General features: G+C 61.2%; 20 protein-coding genes and 2 tRNA genes. 10 read left to right on the top strand and 12 right to left on the bottom strand.

Annotation, left to right across the window (positions count from 1 at the left end):
• The first annotated feature begins 10 nt into the window (after positions 1-10).
• The 3 genes from AACZ26_RS06450 (at position 11) to AACZ26_RS06440 (ending at position 2,011) form a co-directional block, all read left to right on the top strand.
• The gene (locus AACZ26_RS06450; protein ID WP_339620059.1) at positions 11-589 is read left to right on the top strand and encodes a hypothetical protein; all 579 of its coding nucleotides are present in this window, start codon (positions 11-13) and stop codon (positions 587-589) included.
• Between the two features lie 61 nt (positions 590-650).
• Positions 651-1,373: a YcnI family protein gene (locus AACZ26_RS06445; protein ID WP_339620057.1), complete on the top strand. Its 723-nt coding sequence runs from the start codon at positions 651-653 to the stop codon at positions 1,371-1,373.
• Between the two features lie 8 nt (positions 1,374-1,381).
• Positions 1,382-2,011, top strand: a complete 630-nt coding sequence (locus tag AACZ26_RS06440; protein ID WP_339620055.1) for a copper resistance CopC family protein — start codon at positions 1,382-1,384, stop codon at positions 2,009-2,011.
• A 102-nt stretch (positions 2,012-2,113) separates the two neighbouring features.
• Here the strand turns inward: AACZ26_RS06440 and AACZ26_RS06435 are convergent, their stop codons facing one another.
• Both AACZ26_RS06435 and AACZ26_RS06430 read right to left on the bottom strand, forming a co-directional pair.
• Positions 2,114-2,788: an ATP-dependent Clp protease proteolytic subunit gene (locus tag AACZ26_RS06435; RefSeq protein WP_339620053.1), complete on the bottom strand. Its 675-nt coding sequence runs from the start codon at positions 2,786-2,788 to the stop codon at positions 2,114-2,116.
• A 2-nt stretch (positions 2,789-2,790) separates the two neighbouring features.
• Positions 2,791-3,411, bottom strand: coding sequence for an ATP-dependent Clp protease proteolytic subunit (locus tag AACZ26_RS06430; protein WP_339620051.1), 621 nt, complete (start codon positions 3,409-3,411; stop codon positions 2,791-2,793).
• Between the two features lie 119 nt (positions 3,412-3,530).
• Here AACZ26_RS06430 and AACZ26_RS06425 point away from each other — a divergent pair, with 119 nt between their 5' ends.
• Positions 3,531-4,019 carry a tetratricopeptide repeat protein gene (locus tag AACZ26_RS06425; RefSeq protein WP_339620049.1) on the top strand — a complete coding sequence of 163 codons (489 nt, stop codon included), beginning with the start codon at positions 3,531-3,533 and terminating at the stop codon, positions 4,017-4,019.
• A 38-nt stretch (positions 4,020-4,057) separates the two neighbouring features.
• Positions 4,058-5,017, top strand: a complete 960-nt coding sequence (locus AACZ26_RS06420; RefSeq protein ID WP_339620047.1) for a nucleoside hydrolase — start codon at positions 4,058-4,060, stop codon at positions 5,015-5,017.
• 67 nt (positions 5,018-5,084) lie between these two features.
• Here AACZ26_RS06420 and tig read toward each other — a convergent pair whose 3' ends face one another.
• Entirely contained in the window at positions 5,085-6,446 is a 1,362-nt protein-coding gene (gene tig / locus AACZ26_RS06415) for a trigger factor (RefSeq protein ID WP_339620045.1), read from the bottom strand.
• A 35-nt stretch (positions 6,447-6,481) separates the two neighbouring features.
• A tRNA-Pro gene (locus AACZ26_RS06410) sits at positions 6,482-6,555 on the bottom strand.
• 257 nt (positions 6,556-6,812) lie between these two features.
• Here AACZ26_RS06410 and AACZ26_RS06405 point away from each other — a divergent pair.
• Positions 6,813-6,886: transfer RNA gene (locus AACZ26_RS06405), tRNA-Gly, on the top strand.
• 73 nt (positions 6,887-6,959) lie between these two features.
• Here the strand turns inward: AACZ26_RS06405 and AACZ26_RS06400 are convergent.
• Both AACZ26_RS06400 and AACZ26_RS06395 read right to left on the bottom strand, forming a co-directional pair.
• A complete protein-coding gene (locus tag AACZ26_RS06400) occupies positions 6,960-7,871 on the bottom strand; it encodes an alpha/beta hydrolase (protein ID WP_339620043.1) in 912 nt (303 codons plus the stop codon).
• 6 nt (positions 7,872-7,877) lie between these two features.
• Positions 7,878-8,051 (bottom strand): hypothetical protein, encoded by a 174-nt coding sequence (locus tag AACZ26_RS06395; RefSeq protein WP_339620042.1) that lies wholly within the window; start codon positions 8,049-8,051, stop codon positions 7,878-7,880.
• Between the two features lie 185 nt (positions 8,052-8,236).
• Here AACZ26_RS06395 and AACZ26_RS06390 point away from each other — a divergent pair, with 185 nt between their 5' ends.
• Positions 8,237-8,422, top strand: a complete 186-nt coding sequence (locus AACZ26_RS06390; protein WP_339620041.1) for a DUF2510 domain-containing protein — start codon at positions 8,237-8,239, stop codon at positions 8,420-8,422.
• Between the two features lie 51 nt (positions 8,423-8,473).
• Positions 8,474-12,298 carry an SCO7613 C-terminal domain-containing membrane protein gene (locus AACZ26_RS06385; protein WP_339620040.1) on the top strand — a complete coding sequence of 1,275 codons (3,825 nt, stop codon included), beginning with the start codon at positions 8,474-8,476 and terminating at the stop codon, positions 12,296-12,298.
• 65 nt (positions 12,299-12,363) lie between these two features.
• Here AACZ26_RS06385 and AACZ26_RS06380 read toward each other — a convergent pair whose 3' ends face one another.
• Positions 12,364-13,011 carry a response regulator transcription factor gene (locus tag AACZ26_RS06380; protein ID WP_339620038.1) on the bottom strand — a complete coding sequence of 216 codons (648 nt, stop codon included), beginning with the start codon at positions 13,009-13,011 and terminating at the stop codon, positions 12,364-12,366.
• Between the two features lie 10 nt (positions 13,012-13,021).
• Positions 13,022-14,392 (bottom strand): sensor histidine kinase, encoded by a 1,371-nt coding sequence (locus AACZ26_RS06375; protein ID WP_339620037.1) that lies wholly within the window; start codon positions 14,390-14,392, stop codon positions 13,022-13,024.
• Positions 14,393-14,632: 240 nt separating this feature from the next.
• Here AACZ26_RS06375 and AACZ26_RS06370 point away from each other — a divergent pair, with 240 nt between their 5' ends.
• A complete protein-coding gene (locus AACZ26_RS06370; protein WP_339620035.1) occupies positions 14,633-15,121 on the top strand; it encodes a DNA starvation/stationary phase protection protein in 489 nt (162 codons plus the stop codon).
• A 21-nt stretch (positions 15,122-15,142) separates the two neighbouring features.
• Here AACZ26_RS06370 and AACZ26_RS06365 read toward each other — a convergent pair whose 3' ends face one another.
• From AACZ26_RS06365 to AACZ26_RS06350, 4 genes are read right to left on the bottom strand one after another with little or no spacing between them, the layout of a single operon-like run.
• On the bottom strand, positions 15,143-16,591 hold the full coding sequence (locus tag AACZ26_RS06365) for an amidohydrolase (protein ID WP_339620033.1): 1,449 nt from the start codon (positions 16,589-16,591) through the stop codon (positions 15,143-15,145).
• Positions 16,578-17,201, bottom strand: coding sequence for an FMN-binding negative transcriptional regulator (locus AACZ26_RS06360; RefSeq protein WP_339620031.1), 624 nt, complete (start codon positions 17,199-17,201; stop codon positions 16,578-16,580). Before AACZ26_RS06360 ends, AACZ26_RS06365 begins: the two co-directional genes overlap by 14 nt.
• Position 17,202: 1 nt before the next feature.
• Positions 17,203-18,231, bottom strand: a complete 1,029-nt coding sequence (locus tag AACZ26_RS06355; RefSeq protein WP_339620029.1) for a DNA-formamidopyrimidine glycosylase family protein — start codon at positions 18,229-18,231, stop codon at positions 17,203-17,205.
• On the bottom strand, positions 18,231-18,719 hold the full coding sequence (locus AACZ26_RS06350) for a ribose-5-phosphate isomerase (RefSeq protein WP_339620027.1): 489 nt from the start codon (positions 18,717-18,719) through the stop codon (positions 18,231-18,233). The genes AACZ26_RS06355 and AACZ26_RS06350 overlap by 1 nt, the downstream gene beginning before the upstream one ends.
• Positions 18,720-18,825: 106 nt before the next feature.
• Between AACZ26_RS06350 and pepN the strand changes: the two genes are divergently transcribed.
• Positions 18,826-21,366 carry an aminopeptidase N gene (gene pepN / locus AACZ26_RS06345; protein WP_339620025.1) on the top strand — a complete coding sequence of 847 codons (2,541 nt, stop codon included), beginning with the start codon at positions 18,826-18,828 and terminating at the stop codon, positions 21,364-21,366.
• Positions 21,367-21,436: the final 70 nt, after the last annotated feature.

The following is a 21,436-nucleotide window of genomic DNA, read 5'->3' as shown; positions in this document are numbered from 1 at the left end:
GAGGAGCCCCATGCATACACGTGCCATGCGCGTGCTCCGTGGCAGTTTCGCCGCTGTGTTTGCCACCTTCACGGCAGCTTTCTCCCACCAGTTCGCTGGCGGCGTTTCCCCTTCCCTCTTCGGAATGGGGGTCTCACTCGTGATCTCCATCACCATCTGCACACTGTTGGCCGGGCGCACCCTCTCTCTGCTGCGTCTCAGCATTGCCATTCTGGCGAGCCAAGCGATGTATCACTCGCTGTTTAGTGCGATGCTGGCGCCCGAAGGAATCGCGCAGCACGACATGGCAGCGATGACCTTCGATTTCAGCTCAGTGGCGCAGTCGGCAGATTCTGCGATGTCCCTCTCCCACGGGGTCGCAGCGGTCGTGACGATTCTGGCCTTCCGGTATGCCGAAAGTGCGTTCTGGGGTTTGTTCGACACTGCCCGGATGTTCGTGTCACGCCTTTTTGCATCACTGTCGCTTTCGGCGACTCCGGTTCTCGAATTCCGGATGCTGCCGCGCACCGCACCGGCCATCACTCTTGTCTTGCGTTTTCTTTCTACTACGCGTTATCGGGGCCCGCCAGCGAAGCTCGCCGCGGTTTAGCTGCACCGCACAGCATCCCCCGATTTTTGTCGCACATTCGCGACCCATTTTGAGAAAGATAATGATGAAGAACTTCACTAAAGCTGCCCTCGCGCTCAGCGCAGGAGCTGCCCTTGCCGTAGCTGCCCCACTCGCCGCGATGGCCCATGTCACTATCGACCCCGGTCAGGCCGACGCTGGCGCGTACGCACTGATCACTGTCAAGGTCCCCAATGAGTCAGACACCGAGAAGACCAACCGAGTTCAGCTGAATCTCCCGACGGACACTCCGTTCACGAGCGTTCGTTTTGTTCCGGTTCCAGGATGGGACGCAGAACTCGTGCGAAGTGAACTACCGGAGCCTGTCATGGTCGGCGAAAGCGAAATCACCGAAGCGGTCACCTCGATCGTCTGGACCGCGCAAGCGGGTTCCGAACTCGGCGACGGCGCACTTCTCTTGCTCCCTGTCTCACTAGGACCGGTTCCCGATGTGGGAAGCGTCGTACTCACCGCTGACCAGACCTACACCGATGGTTCTGTTGTGAGCTGGAGCGGCACAGAAGAGGGAGCCGAGAAGCCCGCGCCCATCCTTTATGTCAATGACACCCCTGTTGACCACCACGGTGGCACGGCGACGGCAGGCGCGGATGCCCACGGCGACGATCACTCTGGCGAGAGCGACAATGGCAACGACACTGCCCCGAGCAGCGACCCCGTTGCACGCGGACTCGGAATCGCTGGTCTCGTTGCGGGCCTTGGTGCGCTCGTAGCAGCCTTCGCTTTCCGACGCCCCACCGCTAAGTAGCTCGAACGATGCGTCGAGTTATTCGCGTCGGCGCTGCGTTCAGCGCGGCCACGATTGCAGCGCTTGTGCTGCTCGTGGCCGCGCCCGCGTACGCGCACAACTACCTCGTCGATAGCACCCCCACTGAGGGCGAGACCCTTACAGTGATGCCAGACGAGTTCTCTGTCACGACTAACGACACCCTCCTCGACCTTGCGGGCGATGGTGGCGGCTTCGCGATTCAAATTCTGGATTCGAACGGCGGTTATTACGGTGATGGGTGCGTCAGCATCCGCGACGAGTCGCTCTCGACGATGGCTGCTCTCGGTGATGCTGGTGATTATCGGATGCTCTGGCAGCTGGTTTCTGCTGACGGTCACACCATCTCAGACGAGATCAATTTCACATGGCAGCCCGATGCCGATCAGGTTCTTTCAGAAGCCATGGATGCCCCGCCCGCGTGTGGTGGTGGTTCGCTTGAGGAGAGCACTCCCCCAACAGCATCCGAAGCCCCGGAGGGCAGCGACACTGACACCAGCGAGTCAGGCGTCAATGTCGATGCAGAAACAGCGGTAGTGGTCGGCGGGGCTATCGCCCTCGTGCTGATTGCCGGTGTTGCGATCTTCTTGATCTCTGTGAAGCGCAAGAACGAGTCGTAGCGCCAGCGAAATACAGCGCTCGACGTCGTTTTCGTCGCTCGGATTAACGCAGTGAGGCGGCCACCCCACAGGGTGACCGCCTCACTTTCGCTAAAACGAGTGTTAGCTCGTGATCGCCGGTAGCGTCTTGCGGCTCGTGAGCACCTGGTCGATCAGACCGTACTCCATTGCCTCGGCCGCGCTCAGGATCTTGTCGCGCTCGATGTCCTTGTTGATCTGCTCAGGGGTACGGTTCGAGTGGTGCGAGAGGGTCTCCTCGAGCCATCCACGCATGCGAAGAATCTCGCGCGCCTGAATTTCGATGTCCGAAGCCTGGCTTGCTCCTTCGGAGCCACCGCTGGGCTGGTGGATCAGGATGCGAGCGTTGGGCAGAGCCAGACGCTTTCCCTTGGTTCCACCGGCGGTGATCACTGCGGCTGCCGAAGCAGCCTGACCGAGAACAACCGTCTGAATCTGCGGACGGATGTACTGCATCGTGTCGTAGATCGCCGTCATCGCGGTGAACGAACCACCGGGTGAGTTGATGTACATGACGATGTCGCGGTCGGGGTCTTGGCTTTCGAGAACGAGAAGCTGAGCCATGACGTCGTCTGCTGAAGCGTCATCGATCTGCACACCCAAGAAGATGATGCGGTCTTCGAATAGCTTCGCGTACGGGTCTTGGCGCTTGTAGCCATAGGCCGTGCGCTCTTCGAACGTCGGCAAGATATAGCGAGCGTCGACATCGGGGCGTCCGATGCCTGCGGGCGCTTGGGCGCCGAGGTTAAAGTTCTCCATGATTAGTCCTTCTTGCCGGTTGCGTTGTCATCGGACGCGTTATCTTCGGTTCCGCCTCCGCCGACAACGTCGGATGCGAATTCGCGGAGGTGATCAACGAAGCCGTATTCGAGAGCTTCTTGCGCCGTGAACCAGTTGTCACGGTCGTTGTCGATAAGAACCTGCTCGACGCTCTTGCCGGTCTGCTCGGCGGTGAGCTCTGCCATGCGCTTCTTCATATCAAGGATGACGCCGGCCTGAGTTTGGATGTCGGCAGCGGTTCCGCCGAATCCGCCCGAGGGCTGGTGCAGGAGCACACGTGCGTTGGGGGTGATGTAGCGCTTGCCCTTGGTTCCCGAGGAGAGCAGGAACTGCCCCATCGAGGCGGCGAGGCCGATTCCGACGGTGACGATGTCGTTGGGTACGAACTTCATCGTGTCGTAGATCGCCATGCCTGCGGTGATCGATCCACCGGGCGAGTTGATGTAGAGGAAGATGTCGCGCTTGGGGTCTTCCGCGGCAAGCAGCAAGATCTTTGCGCAGATCTCGTTCGCGTTTGAGTCTCGCACCTCTGAGCCGAGCCAGATGATGCGGTCCTTGAGGAGTTGGTCGAAGATGCTCGAGACCAATGCCGGTTGGGCCATTGTTGCGCTCCATTTCAGTTATCGCGTAGTACGAATGTATCCGAGTACGCGTCGCGATTCTGGCGTGTTCGCCCTAGGCAAAGTACCGCGTCGCCAGAGGCTGCTTGTAGGCTCTCGGAATGCAGCAGAACTGGCGCGATCGAATCGCAGATATTTGGGCTCACGCGGGCGCGATGGCCGAGGGCGATGTGGTGTCCGCTATTGACGAACTTGTCGCCGAACGCGACCCCGATGACGCCGAGGCTCTCTTTGAGGCAGCCGGTGCACGCGACTACGCGGGTTTAGAGGCCGAGGCTGAGCCGCTCTACCGCCGTGCTATTGATAACGGGTTGGATGCCGCCCTGATGCCCCAAGCGGTCATCCAGTTGGCGAGCACGCTGCGCAACCTCAATCGCGTTGAGGAGTCCATTGCTTTACTCGAGCGACAGCTCCACGAGCATCCGGATGATGAGTGGACAGGTCCAACTGCTGCTTTTCTCGCTCTCGCGCTGACAAATCGTGGCGACCCCACTCAGGGCGCTGCGGTCGCGCTGATGGCTCTCGCCAACTATCTGCCCATCTATCAGCGCTCGGTGCGCGGCTACGCGGCAGAGCTCCTCTCCGACTGAGCAAGGCCCGGGCAAGTATCGAGCAATAGCATTGCTGCATGCAGCAAATGATTCTCGACGTTGACACCGGTATTGATGATGCTCTCGCGCTGATGCTGGCGGTGCGGCATCCGGGGGTCAATCTACGGGCGGTGACGTGCGTGGCGGGCAACGCGAGTCTCGAGCAGGTTGTGCGCAACACTCTGATGGTTCTGGATGCTGCGGGAGCCGGCCCTGTTCCGGTCGCTGCTGGCGCAAACCGCCCTTTACTCGCTGACGCGCATCCGGCTGCTCACGTTCATGGCATGGATGGGCTCGCCGATCTGGGCCTGCCTGTGTCATCACGTCAGGTTGTTCCCGTGCACGCTGTTGAGTTACTGCGGCGGGAGATTCTGGCGAGTCCGACTCCGGTCACTCTCGTGCCGCTTGCTCCCCTGACCAATATTGCGCTGCTGGTTCGCATGCACCCGGAGGTTCTCACCAACGTTGAGCGAATAGTTTTCATGGGCGGTTCTGCCTCGGTTGGCAACGCGACAGCCGTTGCCGAGTTCAACACCTGGCATGATCCTGAGGCAGCCGAGATTGTTCTGACCGCAGGTGTTCCGATCACCATGTATGGCTTGGATGTCTTCTATGCCGTCACGGTCGCGCCGGCCGACATCACGACCCTTGCGGCATCCGCCGAACCGGGCACACAACTGGTTGGTCGCCTCTTGCAGCATCTCGTGACCGTGAAAGGTGGCGAAGTGCGAGTGGCTGGCGAAGGCCACGGCGACATTGGCGATGCCGGGGCGGTCTGCGCGGCACTCGACCCTGAGGGGCTCACGACCATGAACTTGCCCGTTCGCGTCAGCCTCGCGGATCCGCTCACTCGCGGTCAAACTGTCGTTGATCACCGCACTGCGGGGCACGAGCAGGATGGTGCTGCCGACGCTGGCTTCCGCCGCATTGATGTGGCGCTCGGCGTTGATGGCGCGCGCTACGCACAGCTCTTTGTCGAGACGATCTCGAGCCCCTAGTTACCGCATTAACGACCTCACGGCCGACTAGCTAACTAGTCGACCGTGAGGGGTAAAGCTGTGTGGCTTAGGCCTTGTCGCTTGCGTCGTCTGCTGCCACTTCTTCTGCAGCGACTGCTTCTTCAGCGGTTTCTTCTTCAGCGGCTGCCGGGTTTGCGACCGCGGTGAAGGCCGACACGTCTACCGACTTGCCCTTGGAGTCAACGACCTTGGCCTTGCTGAGCACGACTGCGAGAGCCTTGCTGCGTGCAACTTCGGCGACCATGGCAGGGATCTGGCCGTTCTTGTCCAGGATCTGGATGAACTCGCCGGGCTCCATGCCGTACTGCTGTGCGCCCTGCACGAGGTACGAGGTGAGCTCTTCTTGGCTGACCTTGATCTCTTCCTTCTCAACGATGGAGTCGAGGAGGATCTGCGAACGGAAAGTCTTCTCGCTGGCGACGACTACCTCTGCGCGGTGTTCGTCATCTTCGAGGCGGTTCTCGTTCTCGAGGTGACGGTGAACTTCGTCTTCAACAAGCTTCTCGGGAACGGGGATCTCGACGGCCTTGAGCAGCTCGTCAACGATCTGGTCGCGAGCCTGTGCACCCTGGCCAAAGGCCTTGGAACGCTTGACCTGCTCCTTGAGGTCGGCCTTGAGTTCCTTGATGGTGTCGAACTCACTTGCCATCTGCGCGAAGTCGTCGTCGGCCTCAGGAAGCTCGCGCTCCTTGACGGTGAGCAACGAAACGCTGATGATCGCCGTCTCGCCCTCGTGGTCTCCACCGAGGAGTACGGATTCGAAGGTGGTTGATTCGCCAGCGCTCAGCGAGTCAAGAGCTTCGTCGATGCCCTCGATCAGTTCACCCGAGCCGAGCTCGTAGGAGATGCTGGTTGCGGAGTCAACCTCGGTCTCGCCAATCTTGGCGACGAGGTCGAGCTGAGCGAAGTCGCCCGACTTAGCGGGACGGTCGACGGTCACGAGCGTGCCGAAACGGGCACGCAGGTTGTCGAGTTCATCCTTGACGTCGTCTGCGGATGCTTCTGCAGCGTCAACCGTCAGGGTGAGCTTGTCGTAGGCCGGCATGTCGAACTCGGGGCGAACGTCAACCTCAATAGCGAGAACGAGGTCTCCGCTGAAGTCCTTGACCTCGGGCCACGTGACGATGTCTGCTTCGGGGCGACCGAGAACGCGGATCTCTTCTTCGGTCACAGCCTGGCGGTAGAAGCCATCGAGTCCATCGCTCACAGCGTGGTTCAAGATTTCTTCGCGACCAACGCGCTGGTCCACCAGCTGCGGCGGAACCTTTCCCTTGCGGAAACCGGGGATGTTGATCTGCGAGGCGATGTGGCCATACGCGTGATCGATGCTCGGCTTGAGTTCTTCGGGGGTGACCGAGATGTTGAGCTTGACGCGTGTCGGGCTCAGCTTCTCAACGGTTGTCTTCACGTTGTGGATCTCCTGTAATTCGATGGTGTATTTCGTCGGGGCGACAGGATTCGAACCTGCGACCTCTCGGTCCCAAACCGAGCGCTCTACCAAGCTGAGCTACGCCCCGGGGCGCCGTGCTGTGTCATGGCCCCGGCATCACAGTGCAATGCCGATACAAAATTGGCCTCGGCAAGTCTAGCCTGAGCGCGACGAGAATGTTGACGAGATCCTGAGATCGGTGTCGTTTACATCCCGTTCGAGGCAATATCGGGCGAAGTATCCAGCAAATCACTGGCAAGTTTCGCGCTGAGCGATCTCGACTTCGCACTTGGCGAGGTTTCGGGTACAGTATTCCTCGGTACACAGCACGACCGGGTACCGAGTGGGGATGTAGCTTAATGGTAAAGCCTCAGTCTTCCAAACTGATGACCGGAGTTCGATTCTCCGTATCCCCTCCACTGAAAAGGCCGCCTCGAATGAGGCGGCCTTTCGTCGTTAAAGCGCTTGAGTTTCACGCTAGCGCTAGTAGCGCTAGGAGATTGCGCGCGCCATCGCGTCACGCGCCGGCGCAGATTCGCGCAGCGGCAACAGCGGGTAGACGTGAATCATGCCTTCGCCGACGATCGTGTTGACCTGCACGCCTGCCGCTCGCGCCGCGGGAATCATTCGGAGGGCATCCGCGTAGACGATGTCGCGTGTTCCTGAAATGACGGTGATGGGCCCGAGACCGGTGAAGTCGCCGAAGAGAGGGCTTACTCGCCAATCGGTTTCTTCAAGTTCTGCGCGATAGAGGGCTCCGGCTGCTTTGGTTCCTGGCACGGCAAGCCATGGGTCAGAGGGGGCAATTTTCTGCAGCATCGGATCTGTGCCTCGAACGTCAAGCCACGGGGCCATCAAATTGATAGAACGCAAGGGTTCTGGATGCCGGTCCCGCACGGCCATCGCCGTCGCCAATGCCAATCCGCCGCCGGAGGAGTCGCCGAGAACACTCACGTGTGCTGCGCCAACATCAGCGATGAGCGACTGCGTGAGCGTGGCGACCTTATCGACGACGACGGACGCGGTGCCGTGGGGTGCCAAGGGCATGATCGGCACCGTAATCGTCGTGCCCGAATCGCGGACAAGCTGCGCAATGAGTTTCCAGTGAAATGCGGTGATCTCAAAGCAATAGCAACCACCGTGCAGGTAGACGGCACGATTCTTGGGCGTCGAAGCTGCAATGCCTGCTTCATCGAGCGGCGACACGTCGTACACGGTCCACCCGTCGAATTCTCGTCGGGTGATGCGCACCTCGCGATCGAGCGAGTTCGGAGGCGTGAAATCTTGTGGATGCTCCGTCAGGTACGCAATGCGATCCAATGTGCGTTGCGGATCGGTGAACATGCGCTTCGACCCACGAAGACGGAGGGCCAAGGGTGCGAGACGGCCGAGAAGGCTCACCACGACTAGTTAGCTGTCGACGCGCTTCATGACGTGAATAGGGATGAACACGCCGAGAGTAGTAACGAGCAGTCCACCGACGAACACGACGGACTCGAAACCTTCTACATAGAAGGCCTCACCCATCATGTAAATACCACCGACAAAGAGCACGAATGAGATGACGAAACCGAAGATGTTCACGGGACTATCTTACCCACGGTCGACTGGATGCTCGAAGCCCACGCCCTGCGCCCTCTGAACCCTTGTTTTGCGAAGATTGTGCCCCCTATACTGGGCACAGCCGTTCCCCCGAACTGATCCTCCGCGGCTGGATCGACCGCCACACCCGTATCGCCCCTCGTGGCAGGGCACCTTGGACTCCCCCGATGTCTAATTCCGAAACTCAACTTCCCCCTTTCGGCTGGTACCCAGATCCCGCTGGCAGCCACTTGCTCCGCTGGTGGGATGGCAAAGTGTGGACAAACCGTCTCGAGAAGCCGCGTCCTGAGATCCAGGCCGCTTCAGGCTTCGCGCAGCAACAATCCACACTTTCGCGCCTTATTGCTTCATAAGCTTCCCGCACCGATACTCTGAGACTTCCTCTCGAAAGGAAGTCAGGGTCGATGGTCGATGAAGCGCGTTCGTTCATAAAGCATGTCGGTCACGTGCTTTTCCCGCGTGGACCGCTCGATCTCACCGATGCCTCGCGGTGCCCAGCGTGTTTCGCAAGCCTCCCGCCCTCTGCAGTGTGCGTGAAATGCGGGCTCGACCTCAACCACCCCGACGCCGCGCGCCTGAGAGATGAGTCGCTCACTGTCGCTGCGCTGATGGATGCTCGTCTCGAGCTCATCGGAAAGATTCGATTCGAAACCGCAGCCGAGCGTGCCCGGCTCAGGAGCGCGGCCTCCGCGCCCGTTGCACCTGTTCCTGCCATCCCCGCTCCTTCCGCGGCGGCTTCAGTTCCTCATCCTGCGCCCGCAGCCCCTGCCGCAACTCCCCCGCAGATCTCCACCGAAACATTGTCGGCCCCGCGTTCGCACTCAGGCATCCAAGTCTTGTTGCTGGTCGTTGGTGTCTCACTGCTCTCTATTGGTGCGATCTTCTTCCTGATCTACGCATTCTTGACGTTCGGTCTTATCTGGCGGTCGGCCATCATCGCGAGCATCACGATCGCGAGCATCGTGGCGGCATCCACGATGAAGCGACGAGGGCTTGCTGCGACGGGCGAAGCCCTTTCTGCGCTCGCAGTAGTCTTCATCCTTCTCGATATTTATGCTCTGAGGGCCAACGACCTTCTCGTGGTGGGTGACCCAGAAGGCCGCCTGTATTGGGGTGGCGCACTGCTGCTCGTCACCGCGGGGTTCATGTTCTGGCATCGAGCCAGCAATCTCGTGCTTGTCAGCATCGCCGGCTTTGCCGTGTTCCCTCCGGCCGCGGCAATCTTTGCAGCGGGCATCGCTCGCGATCAGAGCTTCGCCACTTCGGCGCTCATCACTATCGCCGCCTTCGCAGCAGCCTCCCTCGTGCACGTTGTCGCCGCCCACGGCACCTACCGGGCGTATGCCGAGCGAGTGACGTGCATGATCTATGGGATGCTCGCAGTCGTCGCGGGGCTGGCAGTTGGCATGCTCGCAGACACAGATAACGGCAACGACAACACCGGCGTGTGGATGTTCACACTCGCCGCCATTGCCGCTGTACACAGCGTCGCTGCTCACGGGCACCGCGCCGCTCGAATTCCTGGATTTGGGAATGCCTTCGCCGCAGCCGCGGGAGTTTTGCTCGGCACAGCACTCTGGGTCTCCATCTTTACTCAAGCCGAGGCGATGACGGGAGACAAGCCTCAGCAGTCACTTCTGTTTGTCGTTGTCGCTACGCTCACCGCGAGCGCTCTCGTCGTGGAAGCGTTGGGACTCAAACTTCGCTCGAGCGTTCGACTTGCAGTGCAGTGGGCGTCGCGAGGACTGTGGGTCGTCGCCGCGAGCGCAACGCTCATTCCGTTCAGCCAGTCTCTCGTCGTTGCGATGCAATTCACTGGTGAACAGGCGTCACGGCGAACTACTCTCGGCAGCGCTACCTTCGACGTGCTGCACGGGGGCTGGCCTCAGCTCACGCTTCTGGTCATCCCGGCAACGATGGCGATTGTGTGGTGGCTCAGCCGTCAACTGCCGGCGCGCATCCACCTTGTTCTCGGCAGTGCCGGCCTTGCTCTCGCCTTCGCCGCACCGCTCACGGGCACGCTTCTGGCCACCGTGATTGCGTGGCTTGCCCTCACGACAGTCGCGATAGTGATCATCAGCGTCGACCGGCGGCGCAGAGGTAACCGTCCCGCTCACATCACGATTGCCGCCGCCGGGTTCTTCACCCTGCTGCTCGCCTACAGTTCGGCGTGGTCGAGTCACGAGACGTGGGCGCTTTCGAGCGTGACCACTACAGTGCTGCTTCTCGCCGCGCGGTTCCTCGTCGACAACACCATCGCGCGGCCAGCTCTCCTAGGCGCCGCTTCTCTCGTCGTGCTCGCAGCAGCGGCAGGAGCTGGCGAACAACTGCAATTCGCGCTGAGCCCCGAACGCGCTAATCCGCTCGAGTCATGGCTACTCGTCGGACTCACCGCTGTCGCTGTGCTCGCACTCTCGTTCTGGAAGACTGCACCCACTCTTCGGTCCGCCGATCACCGCACACTGTGGTGGGTCGGACTCGTGGGCAGTTCTCTCTCCGCGACAGTGCTCTGGATTTCATCGGTCAACGGATACGCAACCGAACGTAGCGCGCTCGTGCTCAATCTGCCCGTCGTCAGCCTGATCATCGCCGCGGCGGCACTCGCGCTTCTCGCCCTGACCATGCTGAGCCGCACTGACTCGGGTCACATCGAACAGCGATACGTCGCAGCCGCACTCCTCGCTCCGGCAACCGTCTGGGCGCTCGACAGTGCGAGCCGCAGCCTGGGACTCTCCGACATCGCCATCCAGCTGGCTCCTGCCACCGCATCCGTGATCATTGGTGCACTGAGTATGGCCCTGCGGGTGCGCGGTTTCCATCCCCAAGTGCGCCGAGTGAGCGAGACCAGCGCCCTCCTTATAGCGCTCATGACCGCGAGCAACGCCATAATCGATTCGCATGCCAGTCACTGGCTCATCGTTCTGCTCGTCTCAATCACGCTGCTGCTGGCTGCGGTCAGTCGAGACGGAATTTTCGGGTCTCGATCGCTGCGACGACACTTCGTCTGGGCTGCTGTCGCCTTCGGCACGTGGGCACTCTGGTTGCGTCTCGACCAAACCAGAGTTGTGGCACTCGAGGCGTACGTTCTGCCCCTCGCTGCCGTGATCATCGCCATCGCCGTGTTCACTGCCCGTGCAGAACTGCGCCAATCGCGGCTCATCTCTGCACCCCTGATCGCACTCGCGGGGCTCCTGATTGCGGTCTTGCCCCTCGGCCTCAACGCAGCCAGCGGAGACGGACTACGCACACTCGTGATCGCCGGGCTCAGCGGCGCGCTCCTACTCACCGCATGCTTCGTTGAGCCCGAAGAACGACTCGTTGATTTCTGGGGAGTCGCCATCATCGGTGCCGGAGTGGGGCTCATCGTGAGCACCGCCAGCCGCGCCCTCGTAATCGCAAGCCAGAACAGCAGCACGCTTCCCGAACTCGACTCCTGGCTACTCGGAGGCGTCGCCGTGCTCGCACTCGGCAGCTTCGGACTCGCCTCCACACGCTTCAGCACTGCACCCTCGAACACCAGATGGGCTGTAACAAGTGAAGCGCTACTGGGCTCCGCGATAGTGCTTCTCTACGCGGTCGAAACTGTTGTATTGCTCGACTCAGGCAGCGCCGACCGTGCCCTTGACGGCATCCGGATCGTCGCGCTCGTCACCATTGGCAGCGCGTTACTGCTGCTGACAGCACGACCGTCAGCGCGCCCGCTCACCCACCGCATGAGTTATCTCGCATTTGCACTCGCAAGCCTCGTTGGTGTGATTGCGTATCTTGGCGACCTCATCACGCCGCTCGAATGGGTCACCGTGCCGCTCGGGGCAGCCGTGCTCGCGCACGGCGGCATCCGGATGCGGCGCAATCCCGCCCTCAGAAGCTTCGCAGCGCTCACGGCAGGCCTGCTCGTGCTTATGCTCCCCAGCCTCATCGCAACATTCCTCGACGTGGACAGCGACGACACTGCTTGGCGCATACTGGCGGTCGGCGTGGCCGCGGTCGCAGCCATCGTCGCGGGAACCTGGCTCAAGCTCCAAGCGCCACTCATCATCGGAGCAATCGTTGCGCTCATTCACGCCGCGCACACTTTCGCTCCGGCCCTCGTGAGTCTCTACCAACTCACCGACTGGTGGGTGTGGGCAGTCGTCGGCGGCGGCATCGTGCTCTTCCTCGGCATCACGCTTGAGCGACGCATCCGAGACCTGACGGCGCTGAACTCGAAGTTCAGCTCGCTGCGGTAGCGAGAATCCTGCGGTAGTAAGAACGCTGTGGTAGCGAGAATCCGTCGGTAACCAGAAACTCGCGGCTAGCGCTGAAGCCAAGCCAACACGGCGAGCACACGTCGGTGATCGCTGCCAGAATCCTCAAGATTCAGCTTCTGAAAAATGGCCGTCACATTCTTTTCGACCGCACCGACACCGATCACCAGCTGCTTTGCGATCGCCGCATTGGTGCGCCCCTCCGCAACCAATGTCATCACCTCGTGCTCGCGCGGAGTCAACGACATCAGCGGATCCTGACGTCGACCCACCAATTGAGCAACAACCTCCGGATCGAGCACAGTGCTGCCGGCAGAAATACGCTCCACCGCATCTTGAAGCTCATGCAGCGAAGCCACACGATCCTTCAGCAGATAGCCAACACCACCACGCCCCGACGACAACAGCTCTTGCGCGTAGAGAACCTCGACATACTGCGACAACAGAAGGATGCCGATCTGGGGGCGCAGCTCACGGAGACGGATCGCTGCCCGCACGCCCTCATCTCGAAACGTGGGCGGCATGCGCACATCGAGCACGACAAGCTCGGGAGCGCAGTCGTCGAGGTTCGCGAGCAGTTCATCCGCGTCACCAAAGGACCCAACGACATCAAAACCGGCTTCGATGAGCACACGCACGAGCCCTTCACGCAGCAGCACCGAATCATCAGCAACGGCAACACGCAAAGGGCTCATGGGGTTAAGACTAGAGGTCAACGGGCGCCCGCTCTGCGCTGGACTTGGGCAGCGGCAGTCGTGCAGTGATTACGGTCGGGCCGCCTTCGGGGCTGTCGATCTCGAGGCGTCCCCCGACTCCGCGAACACGTTCAGCGATTCCGGCGAGACCATGCTCCGCTGTCACAGCAGCACCGCCGTGGCCGTTATCCGTGACCTGCACGGTCAACCAGGAACGATCATCCGCGGATTCGGTCGCCAGATGCACGGCGGCTTGGGTCGCGTGAGCATGCTTGGCGACGTTGGTCAGTAGTTCAGCAACAACGAAATACGAGGCACGTTCGACCTCTCCCGGAAGCACGAGTGGCACGGGAAGCTCGGAAGCGAGCGTGGTGGGCACGGCTGCGCGAGTGGCGACCGACTCAAGGGCGGCGACCAAACCTCGATCGAGAAGCAGCGGCGGTGCAAACCCACGAGAAAGTGCGCGCAGTTCTTCGAGTGCTTCAGCTGACTGGGCCTGTGCTTCGGTGAGAAGCTGGCGGGCCTGTTCCGGGTTGCTATCGAGTTGACGTTCGGCGGCGGCAAGATCCATTTGCAGTCGTACGAGTCGCTGCTGCGGCCCATCGTGGATGTCGCGCTCAAGTCGACGAAGCGAGTGACCTTCTGCCGAGAGGGCTGCCCCGCGCGATTCTTCGAGCGACTGGACTTCACGGCGAAGCCCATCCGACTTGAAGGCGGTGAGAGTTCCGCGGGCAAGCAACCACTGGGCCATGACAAGACCACGAGTGATAAAGGGCAGCGTCGCGATGAAGATGAGGCCGATTGCGAAGGCAACGATGTTGTCTGCCACTTCAAGATTCCACGTGCTGGTGTCTACGCCGAAGAGTCCGAAGAACCATTCGCCGAGCGACCACTCAGAGTTTTCGCCGTCTACTTGACTGCGAACGAACCAGCTCGAGAGACCAGCGAGCCCGATGCTGAGCCAGACAAACGAGATCGTCCACGTGATGAGGGTGAGCACGAAGCCGAGAATCGTGGTGTGCAGTAGGTACAGCCAGTAGTGCGGGTTGCCGAGCGTTGCGGTCAGCCAGCCGCCGAATCCGGTTGCGGCACGATCGTCTTGCCAGTCGGGGCGCTCCAGCTTGTGGCGGCCAGTCCACTCCAAGAGATTGACGTGCACGAGCCCGAATCCGCGACCGACGTACAGCGCGAGGATCATGACGAAGAAGCCGATAAGAAACACAGCGATCGTGCCCACCGCGGTGGCAGCCAGTGTGATGCCCACGCTGAATCCGGTCATCGCGATCGGGAATCCCAGCATGAGGTAGAGCACCTCTTTGGGCGTCGTGCGCCACAACTGCCAATAGGGGTTTGCGGGCTTCGTCACAGTCTGTGTAGTCATAGGTCTCTCGCTTTAGTCTCGTGCATTCGCGCGGCTGATGTTCGACATATCAAGAATCGCGATATTCAACGGCTCTCCCCAGCGTGGATGCACACAGAACGGCAGTGGGGATATCCCCCGTCAGGGCGCTCAAGACCCGCTGCGGGAGGGTTTGGCAACTACTTAGCGTTGCCTCAGCTTGCTTGTGAAATTTTTGTGGCTGCGTAGCGTTGTATCTGTAAGAACAACGAAGGAGCACAAATGACCGAGATTAAAGCAGTTCCGCAGACCTCAGCAGACCCTGACGTCACCTCGGGTGTTGCCCAGTTTTTAGGCCCCGTCGTCACTGACCTCACCGCCCTCTCCATTGATGGCAAGCAGGCACACTGGCACGTTCGTGGCGCCAACTTCCAGGCTGTTCACGAACTCCTCGACGTGGTTGTCGACCACGCTCGCGAGTGGGCTGACACCGCCGCAGAGCGAGTCGTTGCTCTGGGCCTTCCGATCGATGCTCGCACGCAGACTGTCGGCTCGAAGGCAACAACCCCCAGCATGACCGCTGGCTTCCAGCAGTCCGACGATGTCATCGCCGAAGTTATTGCTGCCATCGACGCAACCCTCGTCACCGTGCGCACTGCCGTTGATGAGCTCGGTGAGCTCGACAAGGTCAGCGAAGACGTCGCGATTGAGATCGCTCGTGGGCTCGAGAAGGACCGCTGGTTCCTCTTCGCCCACCTCGCAACGAAGTAACTCTTCTGGTGGTCGCTTTGCCTACAACTCGTTGTGGGTGAAGCGACCATCCAGCAGTGTTGCGTCAACCCGCATCGCCCGCAGTTCATCACCGCTGCAGTCGAGCGGGTTTTTTCGTGTCACGACAATGTCGGCGACCTCACCCACGGCAATCTCTGACTGCACCGATGCCTGCAGAGCTTCCGCCACAGTGATGCACTGTTCGGGATGCCACGGCTCCCGCCCATCGCGACTGCGACTCACGGCCGACGCGATTGTCGCCCAGGGGTCAAGGGCTGCGACAGGAGCATCCGAGCCCATCAGCAACTCAGCACCAGAATCGAGCAGAGTGCGCAAAGCAATCGTGCGGTCGTTGCGGCCAGGCCAGAGAGCTTCCGCAACATCGCGGTCATCCATGGCGTGTTCGGGCTGCACGCTCGCGGCAATGCCGAGAGCCGCGAATCGAGGCACGTCCGTTGCGGAAAGCAACTGGGCGTGCTCGATGCGGCCACGGCATCCGACTGCTTCGAAGGCGTCAAGAGCGAGAGTGTTGGCGTCGTCACCGATGGCGTGCACGGCAGGCGAAAGACCCGCCTCGCTCGCGGTGCGGATCCAGTCGATCAGTTCGTCGGTGGGGATGTTGAGCACTCCCCTGTTGTGTGGCTCGCCGGGATAGTGGTCGACGCAATACGCGGTGCGAGTGTTGAGTGAACCGTCGGTGATGATCTTGAAGGGGCCGACCTCGAGTAGGGGTGCGAGCTGCTGCCCGGTCGCTAGACCTTCGAAGATGGCGCGCTCCAAGAACCGCGGGTAGACGCCGACCCGCACCCGGAACAGGTCGAATCCATGCAGCATGCGGCGCTGCCAGTTCTCGAATTCCCACGTCATTTCGAGGTCGACGATGCCGACAATGCCGCGGGATGCAGCTTCGCGGGCGCAGGTCTGGATCCAGGCATCCAAGGTTTCGGGCTCAACCCGGCTGAGCGCACTGCCGACGGCGAACGCCTCTTCTTCGCGCAGGAACCCGGTGGGGTGGTCATAGAAACCAAACCGTTCGAGCGCGAGACTGTTGAGCCAGCACGAGTGCAAGTCGCCGCTGACAAGAACGACCGCGATGTCTGAAACGGCAGAGTCGAGAAGCGCGCGCGTCGGCTGATCAGGCCAGAGCGCATCGCGGAACCCCTGGCCGACAATGATGCCGTCGGACTGCGGCAGCACCGTCGTCGCGAGAGTAACGGCAACCTCGGTCGCCGAGGTGGTGTGGCTGAGGTCGATGCGCTGGGATTGTTGCGCCCACATGCTGGAGTGCACGTGCTGATCCCACAGCCCGGGCATGATCCAGCGGCCGTCGAGGTCAATCACGTCGTGGGCGCTGTCGGTTGCGCGGGACTGGGCGTGGGGTTCGATGGCAGCGATTCTTCCGCCATCAAGCGTCACGTCGACGATACGGTCAGGGGCGTCTCCGACGATGCGGGTGTTACTCAGGATCACTCGGTCGAACCCTTGTCATTTCTGCGGCCAGTTGTGGGCTAGCGTACGTGCCATCTGAGTTGAGTTCATCCACGATGTGCTGGTGCACTTCTGGCTTTTTGTTTTGGCTCATCTTCAGGCGCGCATCAAAGCGATCGATCACGATGCGCAGGCCAACGGTGCCTTTCGCTGCGCGGCGAGCGCCGGCTTCGTCATCGGCGAGGCTGACCGGATGCTCGACGTGGTGTTCGAAGTGATCAACGAGTTCGCTCAGCACTCGATAGTTCTCTTCGTCGCTCAAAATTTCGGGGGTGCCGTAGAGGTGCGCGGTGGCGTGGTTCCAGGTGGGGATGTTGTCGCCGTCTGGATACCAGCTCGATGAAATGTAGCCGTGCGGTCCCTGAATAATCACGAGCACTTCGTGTTGGCCCAGCTCGTGTAGTTCATCGTCGGGGCGACCGAAGTGACTGACGAGACTGATCTGATCGTCGCGATTCTCGAGCATTACGGGATAGTGCGAGGCGACCATCCCGTTCGAGGTTGGCGACACGATCGTGGCCCACGGGTGCTCGCCAATGAGGCGACGCACTTCGTGCGGGTCGGTGATGACGTAGGTCGGCGTGTGACGCATGTCAGTCTCCTTGCGGGTTCGTGCCGAGCGGCGCTTGGCAGTTGGGGCACCAGTACAGTTTGCGCGCCGAAGCGAGTTCCATGGCGATGTTGGTGCCACACACTCGGCACGGCAGACCTTCGCGGTGATAGACCCAGTGGCGGTCATCCCGGCTCGCGAGCGCAGCCGTATATTCGTCGGCGGTGAGACCATCCATTGTCATCATCTGGCCGGTCGTGACACCGATGTCGAGCAGTCGAGCCCAGTCGCGCCAGAGTTCGCGCAGTAACTCTTCGGGAATGAGCTTGCCCGGAGTGTGCGGGTCGAGGCGGGCGCGGAACAGAATCTCGGCGCGGTAGACGTTGCCGATGCCGCTGACAACCGACTGATCCATGAGCAGGATGCCGATAGCGGTCTGCTTTTTGCGCACTGTTGCGACGAACCGTTCTTCCGCTTCGCCGTTGTCGTCGACGAGGGGGTCTGGCCCGAGTTTGTTGAGGGCGACCTGCACTTCGTCGGGCGTGAGAACTTCGCAGGCGGTGGGCCCGCGCAGGTCGGCACACGTCATGTCCGTCAGCAGGCGAACGCGCACGGCGCCGATCGGCTCTGGGGGAAATTCGGAAATCTCGTCGGTGGCTTTTTCTTGCTCCGACATCCGCAAGCGTGTGCGTCGTGGGGCACCGATGCTCGCGAGTGAGTCTTCGTGCTCCCCCACCACAGTGTCGGCTATGACGGTGCCGGCAGCTACGGTGCCGTGCTGGTTGGTTTGTCCCATGCGGCCGGCAGCGGATGCCGTGGTGGCGTCGGCGGTGAAGTTGCCCGCGAAATCCCAGGCTCCGTAGAGCCCGAGGTGCACGCGCAACCAGCGGTCGTGCTCGAATTCGAGAAACATCTGTTTGCCCACGGCTTTGGCGCTGAGCATCCGCAACCCATCGAGGCGTTCGGCTCCCGCGGCAAAGCGACCTTGCGGTGAGGACACTGCGACGGTTTTGCCGACGAAGTGCAGCGCGAACTGGCGCGCGATGCGATGTACGGAATGCCCCTCAGGCATTAGTTGTCGAAGGGGTGCGCGGCGATGGCGCCTGTCGTCTCATACTCGGCAAGTTGAGCGATGCGGCGGGCGTGACGCTCATCGCCCGAGAAGGGCTCCGCGATGAAGAGGTCGATGAAACGCGTCGCTTCGTCGACGGTGTGCTGACGGGCGCCGATAGAGATGACGTTGGCGTCGTTGTGCTGGCGCGCCAGGGCGGCGGTCGAGTCGTTCCACACGAGGGCGGCGCGGATGCCCGTGACCTTGTTTGCGGCGATCTGCTCACCGTTACCCGAACCACCGAAGACGACACCGAGGGCGTCGACACCGGCAGCCTGGTCGGCGGCAACGCCACGAGCTGCGGCGATGCAGAACCCGGGGTAGTCGTCGAGAGCGTCGTACTGAACTGGTCCGTGGTTGATCACGTCGTGGCCTGCATCGGTGAGGTGCTGCTGCAGGGTGGCACTGAACTCGAGGCCGGCGTGATCGGTGGCGATATGGATGCGCATTCGTTCATTCTACGGTCGCATCCGGGCTGTAGTGCTGACATTAAGGGGGCGCGGCATAAGGTAGATAGGTGCGGCCACAAACCGCCCCAACACGAAGGAGTTGTACGTGCCCGGAGAGAACCTCACCCGAGTTGAAGCGCAAGAACGCAAAGCGATTGTCAACGTTGACAGCTATGAGATTGCGCTCGACCTCACGACGGGTCCTGAGACGTTTAAGAGCAGCACGACTGTTCGCTTTACTGCCACTGCTGGCGCATCCACGTTCATTGATTCGATCACCCGCACGGTACACTCGGTCACTCTCAACGGCACCGCTCTTGATGTTGCTGCCGTGAACGATGGTGTGCGCATCCAGCTCGACAACCTTGCGGAGAACAACGTTCTTGAGGTTGTGGCGGATGCCGAATACACCAACACCGGTGAGGGACTGCACCGCTTCGTTGACCCCGTTGATGACGAGGTGTACCTCTACTCGCAGTTTGAGGTGCCGGATTCGCGCCGCGTCTTCGCTGTGTTCGAGCAGCCTGACCTCAAGGCAAGGTTCCAGTTCACGGTGACGGCGCCGGCGCGCTGGGCGATCATCAGCAACTCGCCCACGCCTGAGCCTGTCGTGGATGGCGAGAACGCCACGTGGGAGTTCCCAGCCACTCAGATCATGTCGAGCTACATCACCGCGATCGTGGCTGGCCCGTATGCCGAGGTTCGCGACGAGCTCACCTCGAGCGACGGCCGCGTCATCCCGCTCGGTATTTTCACGCGTGCCTCGCTGAGCGAGCACCTTGATGCTGACTACCTTTTCGAGAAGACCAAGCAGGGTTTTGAGTTCTTCGAGAAGCATTTCCAGTACCCCTACCCTTTCGAGAAGTACGACCAGATGTTCGTGCCCGAGTTCAATGCGGGCGCTATGGAGAACGCGGGCGCTGTCACGTTCACTGAGACCTACGTGTTCCGTTCGAAGGTGACCGACGCCATCAAGGAACGTCGCGTTGTCACGATCCTGCACGAGCTGGCTCACATGTGGTTCGGCGACCTCGTCACCATGAAGTGGTGGAACGACCTCTGGTTGAACGAGTCGTTCGCCGAGTGGGCGTCGACTATCGCTACCGCTGAGGCCACCGAGTGGACCGAAGCGTGGACCACGTTCCAGGCGATGGAGAAGAGCTGGGCTTACAAGCAGGACCAGCTTCCTTCGACTCACCCCGTCTACGCCTCGATCAATGACCTCGATGACGTTCTCGTCAACTTCGACGGCATCACGTACGCCAAGGGTGGCTCGATTCTCAAGCAGCTCGTGGCCTGGGTTGGTCTCGAAGCGTTCATGGCCGGCGTTGCCGCGTACTTCAAGAAGCACGCCTTCGGCAACACTGAGCTCAAGGACCTGCTGGTAGAGCTGGAGAAGACCAGTGGCCGCGAGCTCATGGAGTGGAGCAAGCTGTGGCTTGAGACCGCTGGTGTGAACACGCTGCGTCCGGATGTTGTGACGGCTGAAGACGGAACCGTCGAGAGCTTCGCGATCGTTCAGACCGCCGCCGAGGACTACCCCACGATTCGCCCGCACCGTCTCGCTATCGGTTACTACTCGTTGGAGGGCGACAAGCTTGTTCGTCATCACCGCGTCGAGATCGATGTCGAGGGCGAGCGCACCGAGGTTCCCGAGCTCGTGGGCACGACGCGCCCCGACCTCATCCTGATCAACGATGACGACCTCGCGTACGCGAAGATCCGTCTCGATGACTCCTCGCTTGCTGTGGCGATGGAGCACCTTTCCGACATCACTGACCCGCTGGCTCGCGCCATCGTGTGGGGTGCCGCGTGGGATGCTGCTCGCGATGCTGAGACTCCGGCCAGCGATTATGTTGCCCTGGTTCTCGGCAACATTGCGTCGGAGACCGAGTCGACCACCATCCGCACTACGCTTGCGCAGCTGGTTCTGGTTGCTAAGCAGTACGTTGCGCCTGAGCGTCGTGCGGCCACAATCGAGAAGATCGGCGACACGCTCTGGGGTCTCGCTCAGAGCGCTGAGGCTGGGTCGGATGCTCAGTTCCAGTTCGTGAAGTACTTCGCGAATGTGGCATCCACCGAACAGCACGTCACGGTGCTTCGCGCTCTGCTCAGCGGTTCGACCACGCTCGAGGGTCTCGAGATTGACACGGACCTGAGCTGGGAGCTTCTGGAGGGCCTCGTGCTTAACGGTGCTGCCGGTGATGCTGAAGTGGATGAGGCTCTCGCCAAGGACAAGACGGCGAACGGCCAGCAGGCGGCGGCCCGCGCTCGCGCCACGATCACCACGGAGGCGGGCAAGCAGGCCGCATTCGACTCGCTCGTAAAGAGTGACAAGGCTCCGAACGCGATCGTGCGCAACGTGACAATGGGCTACACGCACGTGAACGACCCCGCTGTGCTGGAAGCGTTTGTGGCTCCGTACTTTGAGGCGATCAACGATGTGTGGAAGAACCGCAGCTACGCGATTGCCGAGACGGTTCTGCGTGGCCTCTACCCGGCACCGTTGGCCAACCAGGAACTCGTGGATGCCACGAACGCGTGGCTTGAGGCAAACCCCGATGTTCCGGCGCTGCGCCGCATCATCGTGGAGAACCTTGCGGGGGTTGAGCGTGCGCTGGTAGTTCAGGCTCGCGACAACTCCTAACCCCTTTCAGCCGCCTCACGGCGGGCATGCTGGGGTCTAGCGGTGACTACACAGATGTCACTCGCTAGGC

The sequence above is a fragment of the uncultured Salinibacterium sp. genome (assembly GCF_963974405.1).
Lineage (GTDB): Bacteria > Actinomycetota > Actinomycetes > Actinomycetales > Microbacteriaceae > Rhodoglobus.
Note: the sequence above shows the minus strand (reverse complement) of the source record. Positions and strands in the feature narration are given on the sequence as shown.